General features: G+C 60.3%; 22 protein-coding genes, 1 other RNA gene and 1 pseudogene. 9 read left to right on the forward strand and 15 right to left on the reverse strand.

Going from position 1 to position 25,913, the window contains the following annotated elements; all coding sequences use genetic code 11:
• Window positions 1-2: 2 nt before the first annotated feature.
• From CBB62_04070 to CBB62_04100, 7 genes are all read right to left on the reverse strand, one after another.
• Window positions 3-1,874, reverse strand: coding sequence for a hypothetical protein (locus CBB62_04070; GenBank protein OUT42638.1), 1,872 nt, complete (start codon window positions 1,872-1,874; stop codon window positions 3-5).
• 47 nt (window positions 1,875-1,921) lie between these two features.
• Window positions 1,922-2,353, reverse strand: coding sequence for a hypothetical protein (locus CBB62_04075; protein ID OUT41520.1), 432 nt, complete (start codon window positions 2,351-2,353; stop codon window positions 1,922-1,924).
• Complete coding sequence (locus CBB62_04080; protein ID OUT41521.1) at window positions 2,350-3,378, reverse strand: 16S rRNA (cytosine(1402)-N(4))-methyltransferase; 1,029 nt, start codon at window positions 3,376-3,378, stop codon at window positions 2,350-2,352. Before CBB62_04080 ends, CBB62_04075 begins: the two co-directional genes overlap by 4 nt.
• Complete coding sequence (locus CBB62_04085; GenBank protein OUT41522.1) at window positions 3,375-3,842, reverse strand: cell division/cell wall cluster transcriptional repressor MraZ; 468 nt, start codon at window positions 3,840-3,842, stop codon at window positions 3,375-3,377. The genes CBB62_04080 and CBB62_04085 overlap by 4 nt, the downstream gene beginning before the upstream one ends.
• Window positions 3,843-4,216: 374 nt before the next feature.
• An RNA gene (gene rnpB / locus CBB62_04090) (RNase P RNA component class A) lies at window positions 4,217-4,610 on the reverse strand.
• 24 nt (window positions 4,611-4,634) lie between these two features.
• Window positions 4,635-5,354, reverse strand: coding sequence for an N-acetylmuramoyl-L-alanine amidase (locus CBB62_04095; GenBank protein OUT41523.1), 720 nt, complete (start codon window positions 5,352-5,354; stop codon window positions 4,635-4,637).
• Window positions 5,351-6,286, reverse strand: coding sequence for a hypothetical protein (locus CBB62_04100; protein ID OUT41524.1), 936 nt, complete (start codon window positions 6,284-6,286; stop codon window positions 5,351-5,353). The genes CBB62_04095 and CBB62_04100 overlap by 4 nt, the downstream gene beginning before the upstream one ends.
• Before the next feature lie 191 nt (window positions 6,287-6,477).
• Between CBB62_04100 and CBB62_04105 the strand changes: the two genes are divergently transcribed.
• The 3 genes from CBB62_04105 (at window position 6,478) to CBB62_04115 (ending at window position 13,155) form a co-directional block, all read left to right on the forward strand.
• Entirely contained in the window at window positions 6,478-7,950 is a 1,473-nt protein-coding gene (locus CBB62_04105) for a hypothetical protein (GenBank protein OUT41525.1), read from the forward strand.
• Window positions 7,951-8,059: 109 nt separating this feature from the next.
• Window positions 8,060-11,707 carry a 5-oxoprolinase gene (locus tag CBB62_04110; GenBank protein OUT41526.1) on the forward strand — a complete coding sequence of 1,216 codons (3,648 nt, stop codon included), beginning with the start codon at window positions 8,060-8,062 and terminating at the stop codon, window positions 11,705-11,707.
• Between the two features lie 86 nt (window positions 11,708-11,793).
• Entirely contained in the window at window positions 11,794-13,155 is a 1,362-nt protein-coding gene (locus CBB62_04115; GenBank protein ID OUT41527.1) for a hypothetical protein, read from the forward strand.
• A 9-nt stretch (window positions 13,156-13,164) separates the two neighbouring features.
• Here CBB62_04115 and CBB62_04120 read toward each other — a convergent pair whose 3' ends face one another.
• The 5 genes from CBB62_04120 to CBB62_04140 form a co-directional block, all read right to left on the reverse strand.
• Complete coding sequence (locus tag CBB62_04120) at window positions 13,165-13,362, reverse strand: hypothetical protein (protein ID OUT41528.1); 198 nt, start codon at window positions 13,360-13,362, stop codon at window positions 13,165-13,167.
• Window positions 13,355-13,651: a hypothetical protein gene (locus CBB62_04125; GenBank protein ID OUT41529.1), complete on the reverse strand. Its 297-nt coding sequence runs from the start codon at window positions 13,649-13,651 to the stop codon at window positions 13,355-13,357. Before CBB62_04125 ends, CBB62_04120 begins: the two co-directional genes overlap by 8 nt.
• Before the next feature lie 92 nt (window positions 13,652-13,743).
• Window positions 13,744-15,066 carry a hypothetical protein gene (locus CBB62_04130; GenBank protein ID OUT41530.1) on the reverse strand — a complete coding sequence of 441 codons (1,323 nt, stop codon included), beginning with the start codon at window positions 15,064-15,066 and terminating at the stop codon, window positions 13,744-13,746.
• A gap of 306 nt (window positions 15,067-15,372) precedes the next feature.
• Entirely contained in the window at window positions 15,373-16,776 is a 1,404-nt protein-coding gene (locus tag CBB62_04135; protein OUT41531.1) for a fumarate hydratase, class II, read from the reverse strand.
• Between the two features lie 76 nt (window positions 16,777-16,852).
• Window positions 16,853-18,157, reverse strand: a complete 1,305-nt coding sequence (locus tag CBB62_04140; GenBank protein ID OUT41532.1) for an FAD-dependent oxidoreductase — start codon at window positions 18,155-18,157, stop codon at window positions 16,853-16,855.
• 144 nt (window positions 18,158-18,301) lie between these two features.
• Between CBB62_04140 and CBB62_04145 the strand changes: the two genes are divergently transcribed.
• The 3 genes and pseudogenes from CBB62_04145 to CBB62_04155 all read left to right on the forward strand — a co-directional run bounded on the left by CBB62_04145 (window position 18,302) and on the right by CBB62_04155 (window position 20,474).
• Complete coding sequence (locus tag CBB62_04145; protein ID OUT41533.1) at window positions 18,302-18,739, forward strand: cysteine desufuration protein SufE; 438 nt, start codon at window positions 18,302-18,304, stop codon at window positions 18,737-18,739.
• A 16-nt stretch (window positions 18,740-18,755) separates the two neighbouring features.
• On the forward strand, window positions 18,756-19,748 hold the full coding sequence (locus tag CBB62_04150) for a hypothetical protein (GenBank protein ID OUT41534.1): 993 nt from the start codon (window positions 18,756-18,758) through the stop codon (window positions 19,746-19,748).
• 24 nt (window positions 19,749-19,772) lie between these two features.
• A pseudogene (locus tag CBB62_04155) lies at window positions 19,773-20,474 on the forward strand (hypothetical protein).
• 5 nt (window positions 20,475-20,479) lie between these two features.
• Here the strand turns inward: CBB62_04155 and CBB62_04160 are convergent.
• Window positions 20,480-21,862: a hypothetical protein gene (locus tag CBB62_04160; protein OUT41535.1), complete on the reverse strand. Its 1,383-nt coding sequence runs from the start codon at window positions 21,860-21,862 to the stop codon at window positions 20,480-20,482.
• Window positions 21,863-22,053: 191 nt separating this feature from the next.
• Here CBB62_04160 and CBB62_04165 point away from each other — a divergent pair, with 191 nt between their 5' ends.
• Complete coding sequence (locus tag CBB62_04165) at window positions 22,054-23,412, forward strand: glutamine synthetase (GenBank protein ID OUT42639.1); 1,359 nt, start codon at window positions 22,054-22,056, stop codon at window positions 23,410-23,412.
• Window positions 23,413-23,436: 24 nt separating this feature from the next.
• Here CBB62_04165 and CBB62_04170 read toward each other — a convergent pair whose 3' ends face one another.
• Both CBB62_04170 and CBB62_04175 read right to left on the reverse strand, forming a co-directional pair.
• Window positions 23,437-23,742, reverse strand: coding sequence for a hypothetical protein (locus tag CBB62_04170; GenBank protein ID OUT41536.1), 306 nt, complete (start codon window positions 23,740-23,742; stop codon window positions 23,437-23,439).
• 97 nt (window positions 23,743-23,839) lie between these two features.
• Complete coding sequence (locus tag CBB62_04175; GenBank protein ID OUT41537.1) at window positions 23,840-24,451, reverse strand: amino acid transporter; 612 nt, start codon at window positions 24,449-24,451, stop codon at window positions 23,840-23,842.
• Between the two features lie 134 nt (window positions 24,452-24,585).
• On the opposite strand from CBB62_04175, the gene CBB62_04180 reads away from it, so the two are divergent.
• Window positions 24,586-25,467 (forward strand): ArgP/LysG family DNA-binding transcriptional regulator, encoded by an 882-nt coding sequence (locus tag CBB62_04180; GenBank protein ID OUT41538.1) that lies wholly within the window; start codon window positions 24,586-24,588, stop codon window positions 25,465-25,467.
• Between the two features lie 94 nt (window positions 25,468-25,561).
• Window positions 25,562-25,822, forward strand: coding sequence for a hypothetical protein (locus CBB62_04185; GenBank protein ID OUT41539.1), 261 nt, complete (start codon window positions 25,562-25,564; stop codon window positions 25,820-25,822).
• Window positions 25,823-25,913 lie beyond the last annotated feature (91 nt).

The following is a 25,913-nucleotide window of genomic DNA, read 5'->3' on the forward strand; positions in this document are numbered from 1 at the left end:
CATCAGTAGGACGCAAGCCTGGTTCCTCTAAGTGGAGTCGGCTCCGGCTCGTTCTCGATGACCGGACCGTCGAAACGGATATCAAGTGCGCGACGGACCTTCGGGTCGTCGGCGTTGACACGCGGCAAGCCAAGGATCGGTGCCATTTCGGCAATCACCTGGGACACGACCGGGGCGGCAACCCAGCCACCTGTCGCGTAGCCATATGTGTCTTTGGTTCCCTTGGGTTCATCCAGGGTCGCCAACACGACGTATTTTGGGTCATTCATCGGGAAGGCCGCAACGAAAGAAGAGATCAGCGAACGCTCGGCATAGCGGCCATTGACGGCTTTCTCGGCAGTGCCGGTCTTGCCGCCAACCAGATAGCCGTCGGCATCGGCGCGGCCACCGGTGCCGTGCTCGACCACCAGACGCATCAGCTGACGCACCTGAGCCGAGGTTTGCTCGGAAATGACACGATGTGATGGCAGCTTGTGGGTGTTGTCGGGGCTGTTTGCGGCCAGAATTGTGGGCGCATTCCAGACACCGCCATTGACCATGGCGCTGACCGCGCTGGTCAGGTGCATCGGGGTGACCGCAATACCGTGGCCGTAGGAAATGGTCATGGTGCTGACATCGCGCCATGTCTTCGGCACGATCGGGTTGGCCGCTTCCGGCAGTTCAACCGACAGGCGCTGGGTCAGGCCGAGGTTGTTGAGGAACTTCTGCTGGCCTTCGGTGCCGACCGCCATGGCGAGGCGCGCGGTACCGATATTGGACGAGTACATGAAGATTTCCGGCACCGACAGCCAGCGTGATTGCGGGTGGAAATCGGAAATGGTGAACCGGCCGACGCGGATCGGGTCGGTGGTGTCGACGCCGTCGCGCATGGTGACGCGACCGCTGTCGAGCGCCATGGCCGAGGTGAAAATCTTGAAGGTCGAGCCAAGCTCATAAACACCCTGAACCGCCCGGTTGAAACGGTGGTCGGCAGGGGCTTCGGCTGGACGCATCGGATCGTAATCGGGCAGGGAGGCCATGGCCACCACCTCACCGGTGCGCACATCCATGACCAGACCGGTGGCACCCACCGCCTGATGCTTCAGCATGGCATCGCCGAGCTTGCGGCGGAGAATATCCTGAACCCGTGTATCGACCGACAGTTTCAACGGCTCGCTCTCACTGGTCAGGCGGGTATCGAATTCCTGTTCGATCCCGGCAAGGCCTTCATTGTCGATCGAGGTGAAGCCGAGCAGGTGGGAAAAGCTGTTGCCCTGCGGATAGAACCGGCGGGTTTCCTCGCGGGTATCAATGCCGGGCAGACCGAGACGGTGCACCGCGGCGTGCTGTTCCGGGGTCAGGTGGCGCTTGATCCAGGTAAAGCGACCATCGCTGGACAGGCGCTTGGTCAGGCGCTCTGCGTTCAGGTCGGGCAGGACGCGCACCAGCTGTGCCGCGGTATCCGCCGGGTCGAGCACTTTGGCCGGATCGGCGAACAGGGAAGCGGTCTGAACCTGCGTTGCCATCAGCACGCCGTTGCGATCCACAATATCGGCGCGGAAATCACCATGCAGCGGGGAGGCGATGTGGTTGCCTTCCGCGTTCTTGGTCAGGGCCACATCCACGAGGCGACCGGCGATAATGGCCATGGCGCAGGCAAAGGCGGTCCCGGCCAGCATCAGGCGCTTGCGGGCCCGTTGCAGTGCCGGACGGTCGGTGCCGTCGATGCGGTGGCAGGACAGGGTTTTTTGACCGGCAAAATCGGCGATGCCGGAGATGGCAGGCTTGGCCTGCACATTGGCGCTCTTTGCTTGGGCGCTGGCACGCTGTGGCAATAGCTGTGGTTTGTTGAGCTGGTCCTCAGCATGGTGCTGGGCGCCGTAATGTCGGCGCATGGCGTCCAGTTTCATGCTGTTATGGCCATTCTGGCAGATGGTCGCGCTCATATGGGATCCCCTCCTAACCCATAGGTGACAAGCAGGATGCCGTTGCTGTCCACGGTCGGTTTGCGGGCCGGTGGCTCCAGACCCGCGCAATGTGGTGCAGTCGGCGTGTGTTCGATTTCCTCAAGCGTTTCTGCGAGTGAGGTAACCGACACGAGCTGCGCCGGCTCAAGCGGGCGCAGATCGGTAACGGCAAGTGCCAGATCGCGCAGGCGCTCCGGCTGGTTGAGATGCGCCCATTCGGCGTGCAGCATGTGCAGCGCCCGGCGTTCGCGTTCGATATCCTTGGTCAGTGATGCCTGCTGGTCGCGCAGTTTCTCGACCCGCTGGGCGACGGTCATCATGGTGCTGGCGGCAATGACGATCAGGCCGGCGAGGATCAGGCTGGTGCACATGGTGGTGCTGAACCGGATATTGTTCTGGTTGCTCATGCTGCCATCTCCCGTGCCGGGGCATCGGTGCGGATCGCCGCGCGCAGCCGGGCGGACCGGGCGCGCGGGTTGTGCTCGAGCTCTGCATCATTGGCGGTGATCCCGCGGGAGCCGCCGAGATCCTTGTCGAACCGGAATGTCTGGAGAAAGTTGACATCTCCCTGCCCCTTGAGGGGGGGCGTGCCCATGGGGGGATGGGCGATTGGAGCAGGGAGATGTCGAGAGCCGCTGCCTTGGGGCGTGGAGCGGTTTCTGAAAAATTGTTTCACCAGCCTGTCTTCGAGGCTGTGAAATGACACAACCGCCAGAACGCCGTTTGGTTGCAAAATTTTTTCAGCAGCGCTCAGCGCCCGCTCCACTTCACCCAACTCGTCATTCACATAGAGACGCAGGGCCATGAAGGTGCGGGTGGCGGGATCGATCTTTTCGGCGGCCTTCCGGCTGGCGCCCTTGCGCACGACCGGACGGATGATTTCAGCCAGTTCAAAGGTGGTCTCGATACGTTTTTCAGCGCGGGCGCGGACGATGGCGCTGGCGACCTGACGGGAGCGACGCTCTTCGCCGAGGTTGTAGATGATGTTGGCCAGTTCGGTTTCTTCGAGATCATTGACGATATCGGCGGCGGTCGGGCCGGTATCGCCCATGCGCATGTCGAGCGGACCGTCGAAGCGGAATGAAAAGCCGCGCTCCGGCTGATCGAGCTGCATCGAGGACACGCCTAGATCGAGGACGATGCCGTCCACCTTCTCGACCTGTTCGGCAGCGAGCAGGCTTTCCATGTCGCTGAACGGTCCCTGCAGCAGGGTGAAGCGATCCTTGTACTGTTCGGCAAGCGGTGCGGCGAAGGTCTGAACGCTCGGGTCACGGTCGATGCCATAAAGTTTGCCGACACCGGCGGCCAGCATGGCGCGGCTGTAACCGCCTGCGCCGAAGGTGCCGTCAACAACGACTTTATCAGCGGCACAGGGCATCACACTCAGGACGGCATCAAGCAGAACCGGGATGTGTGGCGCATCTGTGCTCATTGACCACCATCCTGACTTTTTGATTGGGGGACGGTCTGTCCGGCCTTGCGCATCCGCTCCTGTGCGGCGGCCTGATGTCTGGCAAAGGCTTCCGGCTCCCAGATCTGGAACTTTTTGCCAAGACCGACAAAGGCAACGGCATCGGTGATGCCGGCATGGGCACATAATTCTTTCGGCAGGACGATCCGGCCCTCGCCGTCGAATGGCAGCGGCACGGAGCTGCCGAACATGGTGGTGGCGAGATCGTCATGAGCGTCGGAGAACAGGTCGAAGCTGTCGATGCTTGAGGACAGCTGTTCCATCTGGCCCATGGAGAAACCCTCCAGCGCGGTCGCCTTGTGCGACGGGAACACGACGATGCCCTGAAAACTCTGGCCAGCAATGGCCGTGCGGAACTGGGCCGGGACCGATACACGACCCTTCTTATCTACCCGATTGTGGTGTGTGGCCAAAAAGAGGGCCATCAGCCCGTTCCCCACCAAAAAGCCGCTATGGCTGGTTGCTCCGCATTCTGTCCCGTTGCTGCGATCCGGATGTTGCCCAGTTAAGGGCTGCCTTCCCCTGCCATCCGTTTCGCCGGGATATCTTGGGATATCATGGGAAATTATGGGTCGTCAACTTATCTGATAGTAAATACGGCAGTTTTTCTGCGGTTTTGAAGTAGATATTCAAACACTTTGAATAGAACAAAACGGGTTTTGAAATGATTGAATGCATATTTATTCAGATTATAACCGGTATTGTTCGCTTAATGTTCCTATTTTGATCTCATAAGAGCGCGATGGGATCGGGTCTGCCCATAAAATCCCATGGTGGTGATGTGCGGGTGGAAGGCAAGGCCGCCAGATGGCCTGTAAGCCGGGTTCTGTCCAAGGCATTGCTGCCTCTGGATGATCATTCATCTAGCACAGCCATTACTGACTGCGTCGAGCAACCAACCCGGATAGCGACGCGAAAACCCGTCCGATGGCAGCGCCGAGGCGCCCCATCCGGCCATCCCTATTCGGTTTTGCTCCCGGTGGGGTTTACCATGCCGACCGCATTGCTGAAGTCGCGGTGCGCTCTTACCGCACCTTTTCACCCTGACCCGCACGAGGCAGGCGGTTTGTTTTCTGTGGCACTTTCCCTAGGGTTGCCCCCGCCGGGTGTTACCCGGCACCGTGTTTCCGTGGAGCCCGGACTTTCCTCAGGACCGGCAACAAGGCCGATCATGCGATCATCCAGCCATCTGGCGGTGGCGCACCATAGCGATGTTTTCAGGCAGCGTCGATCCCGCAAAGCGCAGCATAGGCATGGATCAGGCCGGTGGTTTCCGGGTCGGCAATGCCATTCAACAGCGCAGGCCGGAACCGGCGCTGAAAGGCGGTAATCGCCAGTTCCGTGCTTGACGGTTCCATGGTCAGATAGCCGATCGAGGTCAGTGCCTCGATCGCATCCATGCCTTCTGCCGATGCCCCTGTCCCCGGCCAGAGGCCGATGCTGGCAGCGGCGAAGCTGGCCCATGGAAACAGTTCGCCGGGGTCTTCCTTGCGCCATGGTGCTATGTCAGAGTGTCCGACAATATTGCGAGCCGGAATGTCATGGTGGGCAAGGATGTCCCGGCACAGCTCGATGACGGCGCTGATCTGCTCTGCCGGGAACGGTCGGTAGCCATGTTCATGGCCCGGATTGACGATTTCAATGCCGATGGAGCGGGCATTGATATTGCGGGCACCGCGCCAACTGGCGACACCGGCATGCCAGGCGCGTTTGGCCTCATCGACCATCTGGAATATCTGGCCATCCTCCTCAACGAGGTAATGGGCCGAAACCTTGGCGTCAGGATCGCACAGGCGCTCCAGTGCCGCCGCGCCGGTCTTCATACCGGTATAGTGCAGCACCAGATGGTCGATTGCCGTGCCATCCGGGCGGTCATCCAGATTGGGCGAGGGATGGGATATATAGTCGCTTGGGGGCACCGTCGGGCGCTTGCCTATCGGCGCTTCTGGTTACGGGCGCGCCATGCCTCGCGTTCGGCCTCATCGGCATAACGGGGGTCCTTGCCGACGCCAAAGCCCTTGAACCCGGCATTGGCAATCGGGAATACCCGTTCGAAATAGGCGGTTGGTGTCTCGCCTTCGGCCATGCCGCTCACATCCCGCTCGGTCAGTATGCGCTCCATCGCCTCGGTCAGCAGTTCCATGCGCAGGGCCGCCAGTTCGGCAAAGGCATTGGGCAGGCCCTGACGGGTCAGCTCATCAGGGCTGTAACGGGCCATCTGGCGCTGGTACTCGTCCTGAATTTCCACGGTGCTCTGTACCTTGCGGACACCGAGAACCATGTAGGGATCGGTGGTTTTCCGGGCATCATTAAGTGCGCAAAGCTGATCGAACTCGACCTTGTTCAGCCCGAAGCCGGTGGCGATCGAGCGCAGAAATTCAAGCTCCGAACTGGTCAGCACATGATCGGCATAGGCAATGGCAAACAGCGCATCGAGCAGGGCGTCGAGGGTTTCATGGCGCGGTCCGAAGATTTCCACCAGCTGCTCGACAAATTCCTCGTAATCGAGGCTGCTTTGCTTGGCGGCATTGAAGATCTTGGCCACATCATCGAGGTTTTCGCCATTGATGCGGAATACCTGACGGAATACCCGCACCTCATCAAAGGTGCTGTCACCATCGGCGGCGGTCATCTTGGCGATCAGGGTAATGGCACCGACAAAGAACGCCAACTGGTCTTCGGTGCTCAGATCGGTAATCGGCAGGGCACCACGGAGCGGGTTGCTGTCGGCCTCCGGGTCTTCACCGGTGATCAGGGCGGTGGCGCCTTCTACCGTCCCGTCAAAGGCGGCTTTCAGAACATAGGAGAGCGGACCGGCCAATGCGAAAGCACCGGCGCTGAGGGCAACTTTTGCCAGAAAACCAACCATGGGAAACCAATACTGATAATGTGCGGGTGGATACCCCTTATGGAACACTGGTCAGCATATCCTGTATTTGCCGCTCTGGCCAAGGCCACGCGCAATTTTCCCGGTCGGATCAGAAAGATGCGCTGTTGCAGCGATGCGGATATGATACGAAACTGTTTATGAGCGTCCGGTACAATCACAGCTTGCGCCCCATGTCCTTTCTCAGATCGCTGTTCTCGAGACGGCATTCTCCGGTATTCAGACGCCATCAGGCCGGTCTGACCCTGATCGAGGGGCTGCTCAGCGTTGGTATTGTCGCCAGCGGTCTCGCCATCATCACCACATTGCAGGTCAGCCAGTTCAATTACGAAAAGGCTGCCGTTACCGCCCAGCAGCACCGGATTGTGCATTACGCGGCCCGGCGCTATCTGCGGGATAATTTTGGTGCCGTGCTGGCCGAGGTGAGTCGGGGCGGGGTGACGGAAATACCGCCCTCGCTGCTGGCGGCTGAGGGTTATGTGCCCGACTTCATGGTGCAGAACGGGGTTTTGCGACCCAACCCCTATGACCAGAGCTACCGGCTGCTGATCCGTCGCACCGATGGCGAGAAACCGCTCCCGACCCTTGAATTGCTGACCGTTACCAGCGGCGGCAAGGAGCTTTCGGCCAGTGAGGTCGGGCGGATCATATCAATCGCCGGGGCCGAGGCTGGCGGCATATCCATTGATGGCACCCATCTGAACGGTGCCTATGGCAGCTGGGAAATCCCGTTGCGCGAGTTTCCGCCGGAATATCGGCTGGGGCGGGGCAATCTGGCCATGATCGCCTATTACCGACAGGGCGGCGGGGTCTATGTGAACAGCTATGCGGTCAATATTCCGAGCCGCCGGGACGAGTATGAGGAACTGCCGACAACAGAAGACCGTCTGGCCGGTTCCCAGGGGCGCGGGGTCAGCAGCATCATCCAGCGCCAGCGGCAACGCAGTCAGGAAATCCGGGACCGCAACCGTGCGGTCAACGATCCAGCCGAGCGTTCCGTGTCCGGTATTCTGGGCCGTTCCTATGACATCGACCAGTTGCCGAGACGCAGCAACAGCAGTTTCTTCTTTTTTGATGATGATGCCGGTGGATCGTCTATCCAAACGTCTGCTCCGCCACCTGCTCCACAGGCAGCACCTCAACCACCACCGGTGCCGGTTCAGGCCGCCGCCGCGCCCAAGCCCGTCCAGTCGGACAATACCAGCGCGGTTGCCGGGGCCAAGTGCGCGCCGGAACGCTCGCTGGCAATCTCGCTTGATAACACGAACCAGATACTGGTCTGTCAGGACAAGGTCTGGCAGCCGATTGCCCTGCCGCTGGCCCTGCATTATGCCGGATTGGCCAAAAATGAGGCGATTGTGAACAGTCAGCAATTCGGTCTGAGCCAGCGTGGCTATCTGATTGCCGATGCCGCAATCGGTCCGGTGCGCGGGGAGGAACGGATCAGCCTGCCCCCGGCAGCAGGGATCAAGGTCAATGGTCGCGACTGCGTCAATGCCGCCCCGAACACCAATGGCGTGCTCGATGGCCAGTATCGCTGTGTCATGGTGCTCGATCCGGGGCAGTATATCGTCTCTTCAACCGATGGTATCGGCAGTGCCCAGCGGGCCTACCACCGGTTGAGTTTTGTCGTGCTGCCATACTGATCCAGGCGGCTCGCGATGCTGCGTTGCGGCGTCTGACCCGCTTGCGTTACGCGGGTTTGGCGGGTACAGGTGAAGGTGTCTTCACACTGGTTCCAACTCTCGGTTCCTCATGACCAAATGGCAGTTCTGGATTGATCGCGGTGGCACGTTCACCGACATCGTTGCGCGCAAACCCGATGGCACCCTGACCACCCATAAGCTGCTGTCGGAAAATCCGGAGCGGTACAAGGATGCCGCCATTCGCGGGATCGCCGATCTGCTCGAGGTACAGCATGAGGCCGATATTCCGGCGGACAAGATCGAGGTGGTCAAGATGGGCACCACCGTTGGCACCAATGCGCTGCTCGAGCGCAAGGGCGAACGGGTGCTGCTGATCGTGCCGGAAGGTTTCCGCGATGCCCTGCGCCTCGGCTATCAGGCGCGGCCACGGATTTTCGATCTGGCGATTGAGTTGCCGGAACTGCTTTACGCTGATGTCCTCGAAGTGCCCGAGCGGGTGACGGCACAGGGCGAGGTGCTGACCCCGCTCGATGAGGATGCCCTGCGCGCCGGTCTGGCCGCGGCCAAGGACAACGGCTTCAATGCCTGTGCCATCGTCTTCATGCACGGCTATCGCTATCCCGATCATGAGCAGCGTGCCGCCGCCATCGCCCGCGAGGCCGGGTTCGATCAGGTCTCGGTCAGCCATGAGGTCAGCGCGCTGATCAAGCTGGTGGGCCGGGGCGATACCACGGTGGTCGATGCCTATCTGTCGCCGATCCTGCGTCGCTATGTGGATCAGGTAGCTGGACAACTGCAGCGCGAGAATGGTGAACAACCGCGCCTGATGTTCATGCAGTCCAATGGCGGGCTGATTGATGCCGACCGTTTTCAGGGCAAGGACTGTATTCTGTCCGGCCCGGCGGGCGGTATTGTCGGAGCGGTGGAAACCGCCCGTGCCTATGGCTTCAACCGGATCATCGGCTTCGATATGGGGGGGACCTCCACCGATGTTGCTCATTATGACGGTGTCTATGAGCGTACCTTTGAGACGGCGGTGGCCGGGGTGCGGATGCGTGCGCCAATGATGAGCATTCATACGGTTGCTGCCGGTGGTGGCTCGATCTGCCATTTCGACGGTGCCCGGTTCCGGGTCGGGCCGGAGAGTGCCGGGGCCAATCCCGGTCCGGCCAGCTATCGCCGTGGCGGGCCGCTGACGGTTACCGATTGCAATGTCATGCTCGGCAAACTGCAGCCCAGCTTTTTCCCGCGTGTTTTCGGTCCCGAGGGTGATGAGCCGTTGGACGCCGAGGTGGTGCGCAAGAAATTCGTCGCGCTGGCCGAGGAAATCGCCGAGCAGACCGGTACACGCCGGGCGCCGGTCGAGGTTGCCGCCGGGTTCCTGCGGATTGCCGTCGACAACATGGCCCATGCGATCCGGCAGGTATCGGTGCAGCGTGGTCATGATGTGTCCGGCTATGCGCTTAACAGCTTCGGCGGCGCTGGCGGCCAGCATGCCTGTCTGGTTGCCGATGCGCTCGGTATCGAAACCGTGTTGCTGCACCCCTATGCCGGTGTGCTCTCCGCCTATGGTATGGGCCTCGCCGATCTGCGCTCCCTGCGTGAAGGCTCGATCGAGGGTGTGCTGAATGCGGATACGCTCGCCCGCACCGAGGACAGGGCCAGGGCACTGGCCGATGAGGCAACACAGGAATTGCGCGATCAGGGTGTGACGCCGGACCTGATCTCGGTCCAGACCCGCCTGCATCTGAAATATGCCGGCACTGATAAATCACTCGCTGTGCCGCTTGGCGATGCCGAGGGCATGGCCGCGGACTTCCACAGCCTGCACCAGCAGCAATTCGGTTTCACCATGGATGGTCGTGATCTGATCGTCGAGATGGTGGCGGTCGAGGCAATCGGTGCCTCCGGCACCACGGCGACAGTTGATGATGCGACCGGTGGCAAGCGCATGGGCGGCCTGCCGCTGCCGCCACCGCTGACCGTGACGGGGGTGTATTGTCAGGACAAGCACCGCGATACCACGATCTATGAGCGCAAGGATCTGCCGGTCGGCAGTACCGTCAAGGGGCCTGTTATCCTGCTTGAGGATACCTCGACCATCATGATCGAGCCGGGCTGGCAGGCGGAGATTATGCCATCCGGTGCGGTGGTGATGAAACGCTATCAGCCGCGCGCCGATCAGGTGGCGCTGTCCGGTGATGCCGATGCCGGGCCCGATCCGGTGCTGCTCGAGGTGTTCAACAATCTGTTCATGTCAATCGCCGAGCAGATGGGCGTGACGCTCGAGAACACAGCCTATTCGGTCAATATCAAGGAACGCCTCGATTTCTCCTGCGCCGTCTTCGACCTGCAGGGCGATCTGGTGGCCAATGCCCCGCATATGCCGGTGCATCTCGGCTCCATGGGCGAGAGTGTGAAGGCGATCATCACGCGTCGTGGCGACAGCCTGAAGCCCGGTGACGTGTTCATGCTGAACGATCCGTATAATGGCGGCACGCATTTACCCGATGTTACGGTCATCACCCCGGTTTTCGACCGTGAGGGGGCTGAACTGCTGTTCTATGTCGCGTCGCGCGGGCACCATGCGGATATCGGTGGCATGACCCCCGGTTCCATGCCACCGCACTCGAAGCATATCGACGAGGAAGGCGTGTTGATCGACAACTTCCAACTCGTCGATCAGGGCCGGTTCCTTGAGGATGAGGTCACGGAACTGCTCTCCAGTGCCAGATATCCGGCGCGGAATATCGAGCAGAATATCGGCGATCTGAAAGCCCACATCGCCGCCAATGAAAAGGGCGTCGCGGAGTTGCGCAAGATGGTTGACCAGTTCGGTCTCGCCACCGTGCGTGCCTATATGGGCCATGTGCAGGACAATGCCGAACGGCTGGTCCGTGAGGTGCTGGGCAGTCTGAAGTATGGCACCCATACGGTGCATCTCGACAATGGCGCACAGGTGCAGGTAGCGGTGACCATCGACCATGATGCCCGGCAGGCGGTGGTGGATTTCACTGGCACCAGCGATCAGCTCGACAACAACTTCAATGCACCCTCGGCGGTGTGTCGGGCGGCAGTGCTCTATGTCTTCCGCTCTCTGATCGAGGCGGATATTCCGCTCAATGACGGCTGCCTGAAACCGATCACCATCCGTATTCCGGCAGGCTCGATGCTCAACCCGCATCATCCGGCTGCCGTAGTTGCCGGGAATGTGGAGACGTCCCAATGCGTCACCGACTGTCTGTTCGGCGCGCTTGGCGTTCTCGCCTCGGCACAGGGGACGATGAACAACTTCACCTTCGGCAATGACCGTTACCAGTATTACGAGACGATCTGCGGCGGGGCCGGGGCAGGGCGGCATAATGGCCGTGGCTTCAACGGTACCAGCGGTGTTCATACCCATATGACCAACTCCCGCCTGACCGACCCGGAAGTGCTGGAGCTGCGTTACCCCGTGCTGCTCGAGAGCTTTGCCATCCGGGATGGCTCCGGCGGCAAGGGCAAGTATCACGGCGGTGATGGCACGGTTCGGGCGGTGCGGTTCCTTGAGCCGATGCGCGCCTCGATCCTGTCGAACCGGCGCAAGGTACCGCCATTCGGGCTTGAAGGCGGTGAGCCGGGTGCGCTCGGTCGCACATCGGTCCGTCGCAAGGACGGCACGGTCGAGGAACTGGCCAGCACCCAGACGGTGGAAATGGATACCGGCGATGTGTTCATCGTCGAAACCCCCGGCGGTGGCGGCTTCGGCAAGGCTTAGGGTGCATTTGTTCGCTTTTTGTTCTTGTTGAGTCCTGCGCATCGGGTTATGGTTCGGGCGGTTTCAACTTATGCCCGTAACTGCACATGTTCACCGATCCTCATGCCACTGCCGCGTTTCATCCGGTCAATGACCCGCGCTGGCTCTATGTCGATCTGAACAGCTTTTTCGCCAGTGTGCAGCAGCATCTGGAACCGGCACTGCGTGACCGGCCGGTTGCCGTGGTGCCGATCATGGGCAATTCGGGGTCGGTCATTGCCGCCTGCCGGATTGCCAAGCGCCATGGCATCAGAACCGGCACGCGGGTGGCGGAGGCACGCCAGCTCTGTCCCGGCATCGTGTTTCGCGAGGCGAAGCATGACCTCTATGTCCGCATTCATCGCCAGATCAAACAGGTGATCGAAAATCATGTGCCGGTTTATGAGGCCTATTCCATTGATGATTTCGTCTGCGCGCTGAAGGCCAATGAAGGTACGGTCGAGCGGGTGTACGAGATTGCCCATGCGATCAAGCGTGACCTGCTCGCGACCTTCAGCCCGGCGATTACCTGTTCCATCGGTATCGGTCCGAACCGGTTTCTGGCCAAGGTGGCGACCGAACTGCAGAAACCCGATGGTCTGGTGCTGCTCCGCGCCGATGATCTGCCGCAACGTTTATACGATCTGAAACTCAATGACCTGCCGGGGGTCGGGGGCGGCATCGGCAGGCGGCTGGCCGATAATGGCATTGCCACCATCGATGATCTCTGGCGCAGCAGTCCGAAACAGCTGCGGGCGATCTGGCGCAGTGTCGAGGGCGAGCGGCTCTGGTATCGCCTGCATGGCTATCCGGTGCCGGAGGATTACAACAGCAGTGGCAAGATGGTCGGCCACAGCCATATCCTGCCGCTGGATGCCCGTATTCCGGCGAATGCCCGGCCCATTGCCCGGCGTCTGGCCCAGAAGGCAGGCAGCCGCTTGCGGCACCAGAACCGCGTCGCCGGGCTGCTCGATCTGTCGGTCCGGTTTGTCGATGGCCGTCGCTGGGCCGGGAGCTGGGATCTTGGCGGTGCGGTGCATGATGTGGTGGCGCTGACCACGGCGGTGGATCGGCTCTGGGACCGCATGGAGCTGGCGCTTGGCATCACGCCGGATACCGCACTGAAAAAAGTCGGGGTCATGCTGCACCGGATCAGCCCGATGGATGCGGTGCAGGGCGAGCTGTTCGCGCCAGCAGCCGCAACAGCAGCAGATGAGCAGCCGCAGGTGGCTGGTCACAAACCTGTACCGGCACCATCCGCCAGCAAGCGTCGGCGGCATGAACAACTGTCCGGTGCGCTCGATCAACTGAACCAGAAATACGGCCAGGATACGGTGTCCTTCGGCCATATGCCCGTGAAGACCGCGCCCTATGTCGGGGCCAAGATCGCATTCAACCGGATACCGGATGATTTCGATTTTCGCACCTGACCTGGCGGTCTAGGTATCGCTGTTGGTTTCATCCGTGCCGAGCTTGTGCCCGTCGATGCGGTCCTGCTCGATCTTGCGCAGCGCTTCCGTCTTCTGCTTCTCGGCCTTGGTTCGGCCATGGTCGCGGCGGTTGGCCTCGGCGGTTTTCTCTTTCTCCGCCCGATCCTTTTGCTTCTTGAATTGGCGCAGGTTGACCACATCACCCATGGCTTGCCTCCATGCTTGTCATATTGTCCTGATTGCTGTCCCGCTCATCGCGTTCACGCAGCAGCTGCGCCAGCACATAGAGGCGCAGGGCACTGGAGAGGTTGCCGGTGGCTTCCGGGTCTTCGCTCTCCGCCCGCTCGGCGTCGATCTGTTCGATCAGGCCGGTCATGGTGATGTTGCGCGCGGCGGCGATTGCCTGCAATTCGCGCCAGAACGGTTCCTCGATGCTGATCGAGGTCAGATGGCCGAACAGGCGGACAGAGCGTTTACGGATCGGATTGCCGGGCATGGTGACAGGCTGTTGCGGTTCACGGGATGCGAACCAGAGTAACCCGCTACCCGGATGCTGGGAAGTACTGAACCGTCAATTTCGTGGAGCGATCAGTCGAGATAGGCGTCCGGGATGCCGATGGCACCGGTGGTATCGGCCCCGTCTAGACGGATGCCATCAAACAGCGCGCCGGTGAGGTCGGCCCCGCGCAGATTGGCACCGGTCAGGTCGGCATCCTGCAGATTGGCGCGACGCAGGATCGTACCGGCGAAGTTGACGCCCTGCAGATCGGCATGGGCGAAGCTGGCATCAGACAGGTTGGCACCGGCGAAATCCGCCTCGCAGGTCAGGGTGCCTTCTGGTCGTTTTACCTGCAGCGGTGAGCAATCGGCACGGTCGAACCGGGCGCGGCGCAGATTGGCTTCTGAGAACACGGTGCCGCGCAGATCGGCGCTGATCGCGCTCATCTCCGGTGCGTTGGAGGAACTGAGATCGGCCATGGCCAGATTGGCCCGGTCGAGACGCCCGGATTTCAGCAGGCACAGGGTCATGATGGCAGCGGACAGTTCCGCGCCATTGAGGCCGATTTCGGTCAGGTCATGGCGGGCGAGATCGGCCCGGCGACCGACACGGCCAAGGCTTTCGATCCAGCGCTGGTGCTCATGCAGAATCGAGCGCAGATCGGCTTCGATATCGACCAGCTGCTCGGATTGCCGTGCCCTGGTCAGATCGGTGCGGCGGATACGTGCCCCTTCCATGATCGCGGCAGTCAGATCGGCCCCGGTCAGGTCGGTGCGGTCGAGGATGGCCCCGGTCAGATCGACGCCCTGCAGGTTAGAGCCGCTGAGATTGGTGCCGGTCAGGTCGCTGTTCTCGAGATTGGCGGCGCGCAGGTTGCAGTCGTTCAACTCGGCATTATTCAGCCGGGCATTGGACAGGTCGCTGGCCGAAAGGTCGGCACCATGGGCGAGAATGTCGGTGAGGTTGGCACCGCGCAGATCGGCAAAGCGCAGATTGCTGCCGACGAAGTGGCGGTTGCCGTGCTCGTCCTCGACCATGCCCTGCCGCAGATCGGCACCGCGCAGATTGGCACTGCGCAGATCGGCGTTCTGCAGGCCCACGCCGCGCAGGTCGCTGTTGATCAGATTGGCGCTGGCGAAGTTGCTGTCGATCATGGCAGCGCCAAACAGGTTGGCGTTGGCCATGTCGCAGCCCCGGAAGTTGCTGCCGCTGAGATCGGCACGGGAAAAATCGCTGAGTGTCAGGTTGTGGTGCGAGAAGTCGAGGCCGGTGACAGTGCGTCCGCACAGGTCAAGCCGGGGCGCATCGGCACGATTGGCCAGAAAATGCTGATGCGCTGCAATCAGCGCTTCAAGCTGCTGCTGGGTAATCTTCACGCCACGCGCATCGGACAATGGCGCGGTTGCCGCCATTCCCTCGGTTTGCTGACCAGATGCTGTTACGACTGCATCCAAAATTCTTGCCCCATGTGCCAAATCTGCAGTCTCCGGTATTTCCGGAAAATGCAGGTGTATTTAAAATCAAATACGCTGCTTTTGTCATAATATGGCCGAGATTTCGTCCAATGACAAATGACTCAATTTTAGGCAAATTAGCCGGGAAACCTGAGGATTCGGTTAATCAAAAAGAAAACGCTGCAACATCAATGTTATGATGCTGCAGCGCGGTAGAAACGGGCGGTTTTGCCGCCTGAAAATTTATCTGGCAGGGCTGGAAAATCAGTCCCTTGGACCGATCATTTCCTCCGGTTTGATCGCCGCGTTGAACTCCTCGGCGGTCATCAGGCCGAGGGCGACAGCCGATTCCTCAAGGGTCGAGTTGTCCTCGAACGCCTTTTTCGCGACCTTGGCGGCATTGTCGTAGCCGATATGCGGGTTGAGGGCGGTAACCAGCATCAGGCTCTCGCGCATCAGCTTGCCGATCCGTTCTTCATTGGCGGTGATGCCGACAACGCAGTTATCGGTGAAGCTGTTGCAGGCATCGGCGATCAGGCGGATCGACTGCAGCACGTTGAAGATGATGACCGGCTTGAACACGTTGAGTTCGAAATGGCCGTTGGAACCGGCGACGGTGACAGTGGTGTGGTTGCCCATCACCTGAGCGCAAACCATGGTCATCGCCTCACACTGGGTCGGGTTCACCTTGCCCGGCATGATGGAGGAGCCCGGCTCATTGGCAGGCAGGGAAATCTCGCCGATACCGCAGCGTGGGCCGGAGCCGAGCAGGCGCATATCATTGGCGATTTTCATCAGCGAGACAGCCAGTACGTTGAGCGCGCCCGATGCCTCGACCAGCGCGTCATGGGCGGCCAGTGCCTCGAACTTGTTCGGTGCGGTAACGAATGGCAGTGCCGTGATCTCGGCAACCGCAGCGGCGAAGCCTTCGGCGAAACCGCGTTTGGAGTTAATGCCGGTGCCGACAGCGGTGCCGCCCTGCGCCAGTTCGAGCAGGTGTGGCATGCAGCCACGAATGCGCACGATGCCGTTCTCGATCTGCCGGGCATAGCCGGAGAATTCCTGACCGAGGGTCAGCGGGGTGGCATCCTGCAGGTGGGTGCGGCCGATCTTGATGATATCGGCGAAATCCTTCGCCTTGCTGTCGAGGGCAGCATGCAGGCGTTGCAGGGCCGGGATCAGTTCGTGATGCACCTGCTCGACCGCTGCAATGTGCATGGCGGTGGGGAAGGTGTCATTCGAGGACTGACCCATATTCACATGGTCGTTCGGGTGCACCGGGTCCTTGGAGCCAAGCTCGCCGCCGAGCAGCTCAATCGCCCGGTTGGCGATGACCTCGTTGGTATTCATGTTCGACTGGGTGCCGGAGCCGGTCTGCCAGACCACCAGCGGGAAGTGATCGAGCAGGCTGCCGTCGATGACTTCTTCAGCGGCCTCGGTGATCGCATTGCCGATCTTCTTGTCCATCGCACCCAGTTCCATATTGGTCTGGGCTGCTGCTTTCTTGACGATACCGAGGGCACGTACCAGCGGGGCCGGCATGGTCTCGCCACCGATCTTGAAATTGATCAGGGAGCGGGCGGTCTGGGCACCGTAATAACGGTCGGTTGGAACGGGCAGTTCGCCCATGCTGTCGGTTTCGATACGGACGTTTTGGTCGGTGGTCATTGGTCGATATGTTCCAGAATAGGACAGGAAGGAAGTGTCGTGCTGACGAGCGGCCTGTTTTACGGCGATCTGTCGGTCAAAGCAAATCCCGCATGCGATACCAGGTCATTGCCAGTACCAGTGCCGGGGTGCGGAACAGGCGGCCGCCGGGGAATTTGGCATGCGGCACTTTGGCCATCAGGTCGAAACGTTCAGCGGTACCGGCAATCGCCTCGGCCATCACGCGCCCGGCCATACCGGTCAACACAACACCGTGACCGGAGAAGCCATGGGCGAAAAAGGTATTGGGGCCGATCTTGCCGAGATGCGGCACCCGCTTGATTGTGATGCCGACATAGCCGCCCCAGCTGTATTCAATTTCGGTATCCTTCAACTGCGGGAACACATGGCGCATCTTGTCGGCGGTATGCTTGCTCACATCGGGCAGATCATAGCCGGAATAGCTCACCCGCCCGCCGAACAGCAGCCGGTTGTCCGGTGACCGACGATAATAGTTGAGCACGAAGAACAGGTCGCAGACTGCCTCGTTATCCGGGATCAGCGACCGGGCCATGTTCTCGTCGAGGGTTTCGGTGGCGACAATATGGGTGCCGACCGGCATGACATAGCCCTCGATCTCCTGTGCCACCCCTTTGAGATAGGCATTGCCCGCGAGCAGCACATGCTTCGCCGTCACCGTGGCACCGGTTGCCAGCTTCACCTTTACCGGGCCGGGCTTGTCATAATCCTCAAGGGTCAGGACCTGTGAATGCTCGGCGATGGTCGCACCGGCAGTTTCCGCCGCACGGGCAAGGCCGAGGGCATACTTCAGCGGATGCAGATGGCCGCTGCCGGGATCATAGAAGCCGCCGATATAGCGCGGGCTGGCGACCCGCTCCCTGATCTGATCCGGGCGCATGACATAAATGTCCTCGACGCCATACCGGCTCCATTCCTCGAAGGTCTCGCGGCAATCGGTGAGGTGGGATTCCTTCTCTGCGGCATGAATATAGCCCCAGGTGAGGTCGCAATCGATGTTGTGGCTGTCGATCCGCTCACGCAGCAGGTCCATGGCATCAACCGACAGGTTCCAGAGCCGGTCGGCGTCTTCCTTGCCGACCCAGCCCGCGATCTGGTCCTGTCCCTTGGTGAAGCCGCGCACCACCTGCCCGCCATTGCGGCCCGAGGCTCCCCAACCGACCCGGTTGGCCTCGACCACCAGCACGTCATAGCCCTTGGCCGCAAGGTCGATGGCGGCAGATAACCCGGTATAGCCCGCGCCAACAATACAGACATCGCAGGTCCGGTCGGCCAGTATCGGCGGGCGTGGCTGGTCGAGCGTTGCCGAGGCCGCATACCATGATGCCGGATGCTCGTGCCCTTCATTGCGGTAGTTATGCATGATCGAAACCCTGTTTGCCGATCTGGCGGCAGGAAAACCAAAACTTGCCCTTGTCCTTGGCAGCGATCTCGCTAGCTTGCAAGATGAGAACGCCCGGCAAGGGCTAAATATATCCTGTTATTCCATACTGTCAGAGTACCCGTCATGGCGCTGCCCGAAGATTTCAATGATCTGGTCGAAACCCTTGAATTTCTCGACGACTGGGAAGAGCGATACAAATTCATCATCGATCTGGGCCGCGAGCTGGAGCCGCTGCCCGAGGCCGCCTATACCGACGAGAACAAGGTGCGCGGCTGTATGAGTCAGGTCTGGATGATCCATGAAATGCGTGAGATTGATGGCGAGCGCGTGATCCATCTGCAGGCTGACAGCGACGCCCATATCGTCAAGGGGCTTATTGCCGTTCTGATGGTGCTCTATTCCGACAAGACGCCGGCGCAGGTGCTGGCTGTCGATGTGGAAGATGCATTCCGGCAGCTGCAGCTCGAGGAACATCTGAGCGCCAACCGTCGCAACGGCTTTTTCTCCATGATCGACCGGATCAAGACCGTGGCTGCGATCGAGACCGCCTCGGCGTCATGACGGGCTGTATCAGAGCATGAAGCTGTTTAAATGTCCCGGTTGCGGTGGCACGATCTATTTCCGCAATCTTGGGTGCTCATGTGGTCAGGCGGTGGCCTATGATCCGGCACTTGGCGGATTTGTTGACCTGAATACGGTCAACCCATGTGAAAACCGGGAACAGATCGACTGCAACTGGCGTGCTGATGACGGCTATGCACAATGCCGGTCATGCCGCACGACGGAGACCATTCCCGATCTCACCGTGTCAAAGAACCGGGAGCTCTGGGCCGAGGCGGAGCAGGCCAAACGCTGGGTCATGGCCAATCTCATGCGCTACGGGATATTCGGCCCACAGGACAATCACGCCGACCCGGTCTTCGAACTGATCAGCGAGGCGACAGCAGGTGGTGAGGTACAGGTGATGATGGGCCATGCAGAAGGCCGGATTGTCATCAATGTGGTCGAAGCCGATCACGCAATCCGGGAGTCCCGGCGGCAGTCACTGGATGAACGCTTGCGGACCATGATCGGTCATTTCCGCCATGAACTCGGTCACTATATCCATATGCGACTGGTTGCCGTCCCCGGCTTTGCCGAGGAGTTTCGGGATCTGTTCGGGGACGAGCAGCAGGATTATGCCGCTGCGCTCGAACGCCATTATGCGCGCCAGGAGCCATCGGAGCGTCAACATGAGTTCCTGACCCATTATGCCAGCGCCCATCCCCATGAGGATTGGGCCGAGACCTTTGCCCATTTTCTGCATCTGGTTGATATTGTTGACAGCGCACAAGCGTCGGGGCTCTCATGGACCACCAAGGACGATAACGGCAATACGATCCTTGCTGATTTCGATCCCTATGATGCGGCTACGCCCGAGCCGTTACTGAGTGTCGCGGCGTCCCTCGGTATTGCTTTGAACCACGTCAACCGGGCGATGGGGCTGTATGATGTCTACCCCTTTGTCATGAGCGCCGTAACCCGGCGGAAACTGGCCTTCGTTCACCGTTGGATCAAGGCTGCAGTTTAAGCGCACGCAACGCAAACCCATCCGATGCGTTGATTGGTCATGCGTATATTACTTGTTCTTTGTCTGATTATCGTCTCTGCCGCCGGGACGTTCTGGTACATGGCGGAAAACGGCATGATCCGGAATGCCAATATCCCATGGAAGCCGATTGACCTGCGCGCTGAACCCGGGCTGTTCACCGGGTCCAAACTGTCGATGCTCAAGGGCGATTTTGACGGGTGTCAGGCGGCATTGGCGCGCTCCGAGATCGATTATGTTGCCATTGGTGATCGGGAGGCTGGCCAATGCAGCCTCACCGAACAGGTGTCTCTGAACCAGAGCCTGTATCCCTATTCAGCACCAGTGCGCGGTACCTGTCCCATGGTTGCGGCGCTGATGATCTGGGAGAATGCGGTGGTCAAGCCCGCTGCCGAACGTCATTTCGGCCAGCCGGTCGCCCGCATTCAGCATTACGGCATCTTTGCCTGTCGCAACATTGCGGGGTCGTCACGGCGCAGTCAGCACGCAACCGCCAATGCCATTGACATTGCCGGGCTGACGCTAGAGGACGGCACACAAATCTCGGTGCTGAATGATTGGGATGATGAGGGCGCGAAAGGCGCGTTTCTGCGCGATCTTCGCGACGGCGCCTGCGACCTGTTCCGCAGCGTCCTCGGCCCGGACTATAACGCCGCCCATGCCGACCACTTCCACCTCGACATGGGGCCCTATGGCATCTGCCGGTAAGGCCGTCACGTCGTTCGCAGGTACCAGTCGTAATCGATTGGTGGCACGGCGCTGATGTAGCGGGCTATTTCGTTGCGTTTGATGGCGAGGAAGGTCTTCACGAAACGCTCACCGAAATAGGTGCGGATGAACTCGCTCTCATGGAAGGTGTCGAGCGCATTGGCCCAGTTCGGCGGGCGGTTGCTGTCGAGGCGCTCATAGGCATTGCCGCTGATCGGGGTTGGCGGCTCGATGTCATGGGTCATGCCGTGATGGATACCGGCGAGGACGGCGGCCAGCACCAGATAGGGGTTGGCATCGGCCCCGGCGACCCGGTGTTCGACCCGGCGCGCGCCGAGCGGTACCCGCATCGCCACGGTCCGGTTGTTATAGCCCCAATGGGGTGCCATCGGCGCGTAGGAGCCGGGGATAAAGCGGCGATAGGAATTGCCATGGGGGGCGAAGATCGCCATGGCGTCTTCCATGGTGGCGCAGAGACCGCCGACCGCGTTCAGGAATTCCGGCGTCCGGTGTTCGCTGTCGATATCGTCGAAGATATTATTGCCGTCTGCGTCCTCGACACTGCAATGGATATGCATGCCGTTGCCGGACAGGTCGGGTGAAATCTTGGCCATGAAGGTGGCTTCAAACCCGTGGGCCTCGGCCACGCCTTTGACCAGACGTTTGAACAGGATTGCCTGATCTGCCGCTTTCAGCGGGTCTTTCACATGGTTGAAATTGATCTCGAACTGGCCGGGGCCGTATTCGGCAATCGCCGTGGTGGCCGGAATATCCTGCAGCCGGGCGGCGGCATAGATATCGTCGATCACCGGCTCGAACTGGCCAAGGTCATCAAGGGAATAGCATTGGGTCGTGCTCAACCGGTCGCCACTCATCGGCGCAACAGGGCCGAGCGGATCGCCGGTCATCCGCCAGTTCGGATCAAGCAGGAAGAACTCCAGTTCAATCGCCACAACCGGGTAATGGCCGTTCTCGTTAAACCGGTCGACAATCCGGGCGAGGGTATTGCGCGGCTCGACCTCCATCGGGCTGTCATCCTTGTCGCGCATGGTGATCATCACCTGTGCCGTTGGCTTGGACGCCCATGGCACGAGGCTGATGGTGTGCGGCAGACCATTGCAGATGCGGTCGGCATCGCCATCGCGCCAGACCAGACCGGTTCCCTTCACATTTTCACCGGTAACATCGAGCGCATACATCGAGCCGGGCAGGGAAAACACGTCCTTGGCCAGTTTCGGCAGGTCGGCAACCGGCATTTTCTTGCCACGCATCACACCGTTCATATCCGGCATCAGCACATCGACAAGGCCATCATTCTCGACCAGCTCCGGGTGCTCGTTCAGGAAGTCGATATAGGGGTTTTCTGCGGTTTTATCGGTCATGAGCATGATATGTGCGATCGACTTTCTTGGCTGCCATGGCTCATCGCTCCGGGCGTGATCTGTGGCAAAGCGTGGTTGGTGCGGTTTGATCCGCAGATATTTTTGTAGGCAGCAATGGTTGGCAGTTGTAGGCCGCCCTGTAAAGCAGCATCATACAGGCTTCTGAAACAGCCAAGATGTGTTCTATGCCTTTTGATATGCCCGCTCACGATAAGCAGAGCCTGATTGATTTCGTGCGCGGCCACGGGATTACCGAGGTTGAGTGCCTCATTCCCGATATGTCGGGCGTTGCCCGCGGCAAGGTTCTGCCGGCAGAAAAGTTCCTGACAGCCCTCGGTACCAACGGTTTGCGCCTGCCGGAAGCGGTCTTCGTCTCCATGGTCAACGGGGTATATCCGGAAGGGGAGTCGATCACCGATCGCACCTATATCGATGTTTACCTCCAGCCTGACCCCGCCACGATCCGCATCGTGCCCTGGTACAAGGAACCGACGGCACAGGTGATTTGTGACTGCTTCTATCGTGACGGCAAGCCGGTGGATATCTCCTCGCGCTATATCCTGCGCCGGATTGTTGAGCAGTACACCAAGCGGAAATGGCGCTGCGTTGTGGCGCCCGAACTGGAATTCTATCTGGTCGCCAAGAACAAGGACCCGGACTATCCGCTGGAGCCGCCTGTAGGCCGCTCGGGCCGACAGGAATTCGGCGCGCAGGCCTTCGGGATCGATGCGCTCAACGAATTCGATCCGATCTTCGAGGATGTTTACGACTACTGCGAGAAGCAGGGCATTGATGCTGATACCATGAACCATGAGGTCGGTGCGGCGCAGATCGAGATCAACTTCAATCACGGTGATCCGTTGTCGCTGGCCGATCAGGTGTTCATGTTCAAGCGCACGGTTCGTCAGGTCGCGATCAGCCACGACGTCTATGCCACCTTTATGGCCAAGCCGATGCAGGGTCAGCCGGGATCGGCAATGCATATGCACCAGTCGGTGGTCAGTACCGAAACCGGGGAGAATGTCTTCTCCACCGCTACGGGTAAGAGCAGTCGCCTGTTCCTCGCGCATATCGCGGGGTTGCAGAAATTCCTGCCCGCCGCCATGCCGATGTTTGCGCCCAACGTGAACTCCTATCGCCGCTTGCGGCCGGACAGCGATGCGCCGATCAATGTGCATTGGGGCCATGACAACCGGACAACCGGCTTCCGCGTACCGCTCTCCGGTCCGGCATCGCGCCGGGTCGAGAACCGGGTTGCCGGTGCTGACGCCAACCCGTATCTGGCCATCGCGGCATCGCTCGGCTGTGGTTATCTCGGCATGACCCAGAAGCTGCAACCGACCGATCCGGTAACCGGCTCCGCCTATCGTCTCGCCTTCTCGCTACCGCGTCACCAGTTCGATGCGCTCAATAAGCTGCGCCAGTCAAAGCCGCTGCGTGAGCTGTTCGGCGAACGCTTCGTCGATGCTTTGGAGCAGGTGAAATATGGTGAGTATGATGCCTATCAGCAGGTGATCAGCAGCTGGGAGCGGGAGTTCCTGTTGCTCAACGTCTGATCCGGTCGGACCGGGTGCGCTAGCCTACATGGCGCGGCGCAGGCGGGGTGGTTCATCACCGGTTTTGTCGTTGGCCGCGCCCTTGTCCTTGGATTTGCAGCGCGGGCCGCCATTCATCTTGCGCTTGCGCCATTCGGCAAGGCCTTCCTTGGTCGGCTTGCCGGATTTGGCGCCATCTTCAAGGATATCCCGGATTTCGCAGGTGCATTGCCCGCATTGGGGCTTCTGGCCATGGGTTTTGAATACCTGACCAACGGTGCGGGCACCTTCATCGTCAATAATCTCTTCTAGGCGCTTTTCGCCGATGCCCGTACAGTTGCATACATACATGCTTGGTGTTCCTGCTGATCAGATCAGCCAGTACCATGCACCATGCTTATGAAAGTAAGAATCATTATCATTTAGATGGGATTCTTGCGTCTGTTAGTTAGCCGGTTTCGAGCAATAAGCCCGCGGCAATTCCCAGCATCACCACACCGACGAGCACGTCCAGAACCCGCCATGCCGATGGTTTGGCAAAGAACGGGCGCAGCAGCCTTGCGCCATAACCGAGCGAGAAAAAGAACACAAAGGATGCGCTGACCGCGCCGAGGCCGAACCAGAGCGCCTCACTGTCATATTGGGTGGAGATCAAGCCGATCAGCACCAGCGTGTCGAGATAGACATGCGGGTTGAGCCAGGTCAGCGCCAGCGTGGTCACCAGCACGCGCCCGAGCCGCGCCGGAGCGTCCTCTGCCGGGTTCAGCGCTTCCCCCCGGTTGCGCCAGGCTGACCAGAAACTGCGCAGCCCATAGACAATCAGGAACGCCGCGCCGCCATAGCGGAAAACCGGCTCGATCCACGAATTGCCGGTAACCAGTGTCGAGAACCCCGCCACCCCGGCAGCAATCAGCACGGCATCCGACAGCGCGCAGGCAAAGACCACAGCCAGCACATGCTCCCGCCGCAGGCCCTGCCGCAGCACAAAGGCGTTCTGGGCACCAATGGCGAGGATCAGGCTGAAGCTGAGCAGAAAACCGGCGATGAGGGCGTTGGACATGATCTGATGCTGTTTGTGTCTGTCTGTAGTCGGGCCACCGGCTTTGACTAGCAGAGCGCCATGAATTAGAAAAATTATGATAAATAAGTATAATTTAGAAAAACTAATGATGCGCCATCACGCGGGGTGCAACCATGTATGACTATCAGGCAATCGCCGCCCTTGCCGCCGTGGTGCATACCGGCAGCTTCGACAAGGCGGCACAACAGCTTGGCGTCACCGCCTCTGCGATTTCCCAGCGGATCAAGCTGCTGGAGGAACGGATGGGGTCGGTGCTGGTGGTGCGGGCCCAGCCCTGCTACCCGACCCCGACCGGCAAGCGTCTGGTCCAGCATGCCGAACAGGTGGCGCTGCTCGAACAGGCGGTGGCACAGGATCTGGGACAGAATGCAGGCGCGGGGGAGGCGGTCACGATACGGATCGCGGTCAATGCCGACAGCCTTGCCACTTGGTTTGTCGAGGCGTTGGCCGGTGCCGATGACGGCCTGCTCTATGATCTGGTAGTCGACGATCAGGATCACAGCTCGGAACTGCTGGCGCGCGGTGAGGTGTCGGCGGCGATCAGTGGCAAGCCGGGCGCGGTACAGGGGTGCAACTGCGTGCCGCTTGGTGCGCTCCGCTATATGGCAACCGCCAGCCCCGCCTTCGTCAAACGCTGGTTTGCTGACGGGGTGACGGCAAAGGCACTGTCGGTTGCACCCTGCATGACCTTCAACATCAAGGACCGGCTACAGGCAAACTGGGCGGAACGGCTGACCGGGCAGCGCATGGTATTACCGACCCACTGGCTGCCCTCGACCCATGGCTTTGTTGATGCGGCCTTGGCCGGGCTTGGCTGGGGCATGAACCCCGAGCCGCTGGTCCGTGCGCATGTGGCGGCAGGGCGGCTTATCTCCCTGTCACCGTCTGAGCCCCATGACGTGCCGTTGTTCTGGCATGTCAGCCGTCTCGCCGCACCGGCATTGGAGCCTCTCAGCCGAAAGGTGCGGGCGGTCGCCGCCCGGCATCTGGTCTAGGCATCGCTCTGGAACCGGGTGGGCTTCTGACCTATGATCGCGCCCGGCCTATGTGCCCGGCCTTTGTCATCGTCATATTCCCGGTAAGGTTCCCATGTCCGCATCAACGATCCAGCCTTTCCCCGAGCGGGAGCGCGAGGCGCTGCTCGGCATCGATAATGTCGGCCCGGCCATGGTCGGGTTTGTCGAAATGCTGGGCATTCACGGCATGAGTGATCTGGCGCGCGCCGATGCCGCGATCCTGCGGATGCGGATCAATGCCCATCTCGGTGAGCCACGCCTCAACACCATGGGCGAAGACGCGCTGAAGGCTATGATCGCCACCGCCCGCACCTATCTGAACGATCAGGGCTGAGCCGTTACACGCCATTGATGTTTGCAGGTGCAAATTTTCTTGCAAATCCAACTGTGCTGACTTAAATTTCTGTTAAGACAGAAATTACAGA

Source organism: Micavibrio sp. TMED2 (assembly GCA_002168225.1).
Taxonomy (GTDB): Bacteria; Pseudomonadota; Alphaproteobacteria; order TMED2; family TMED2; genus TMED2.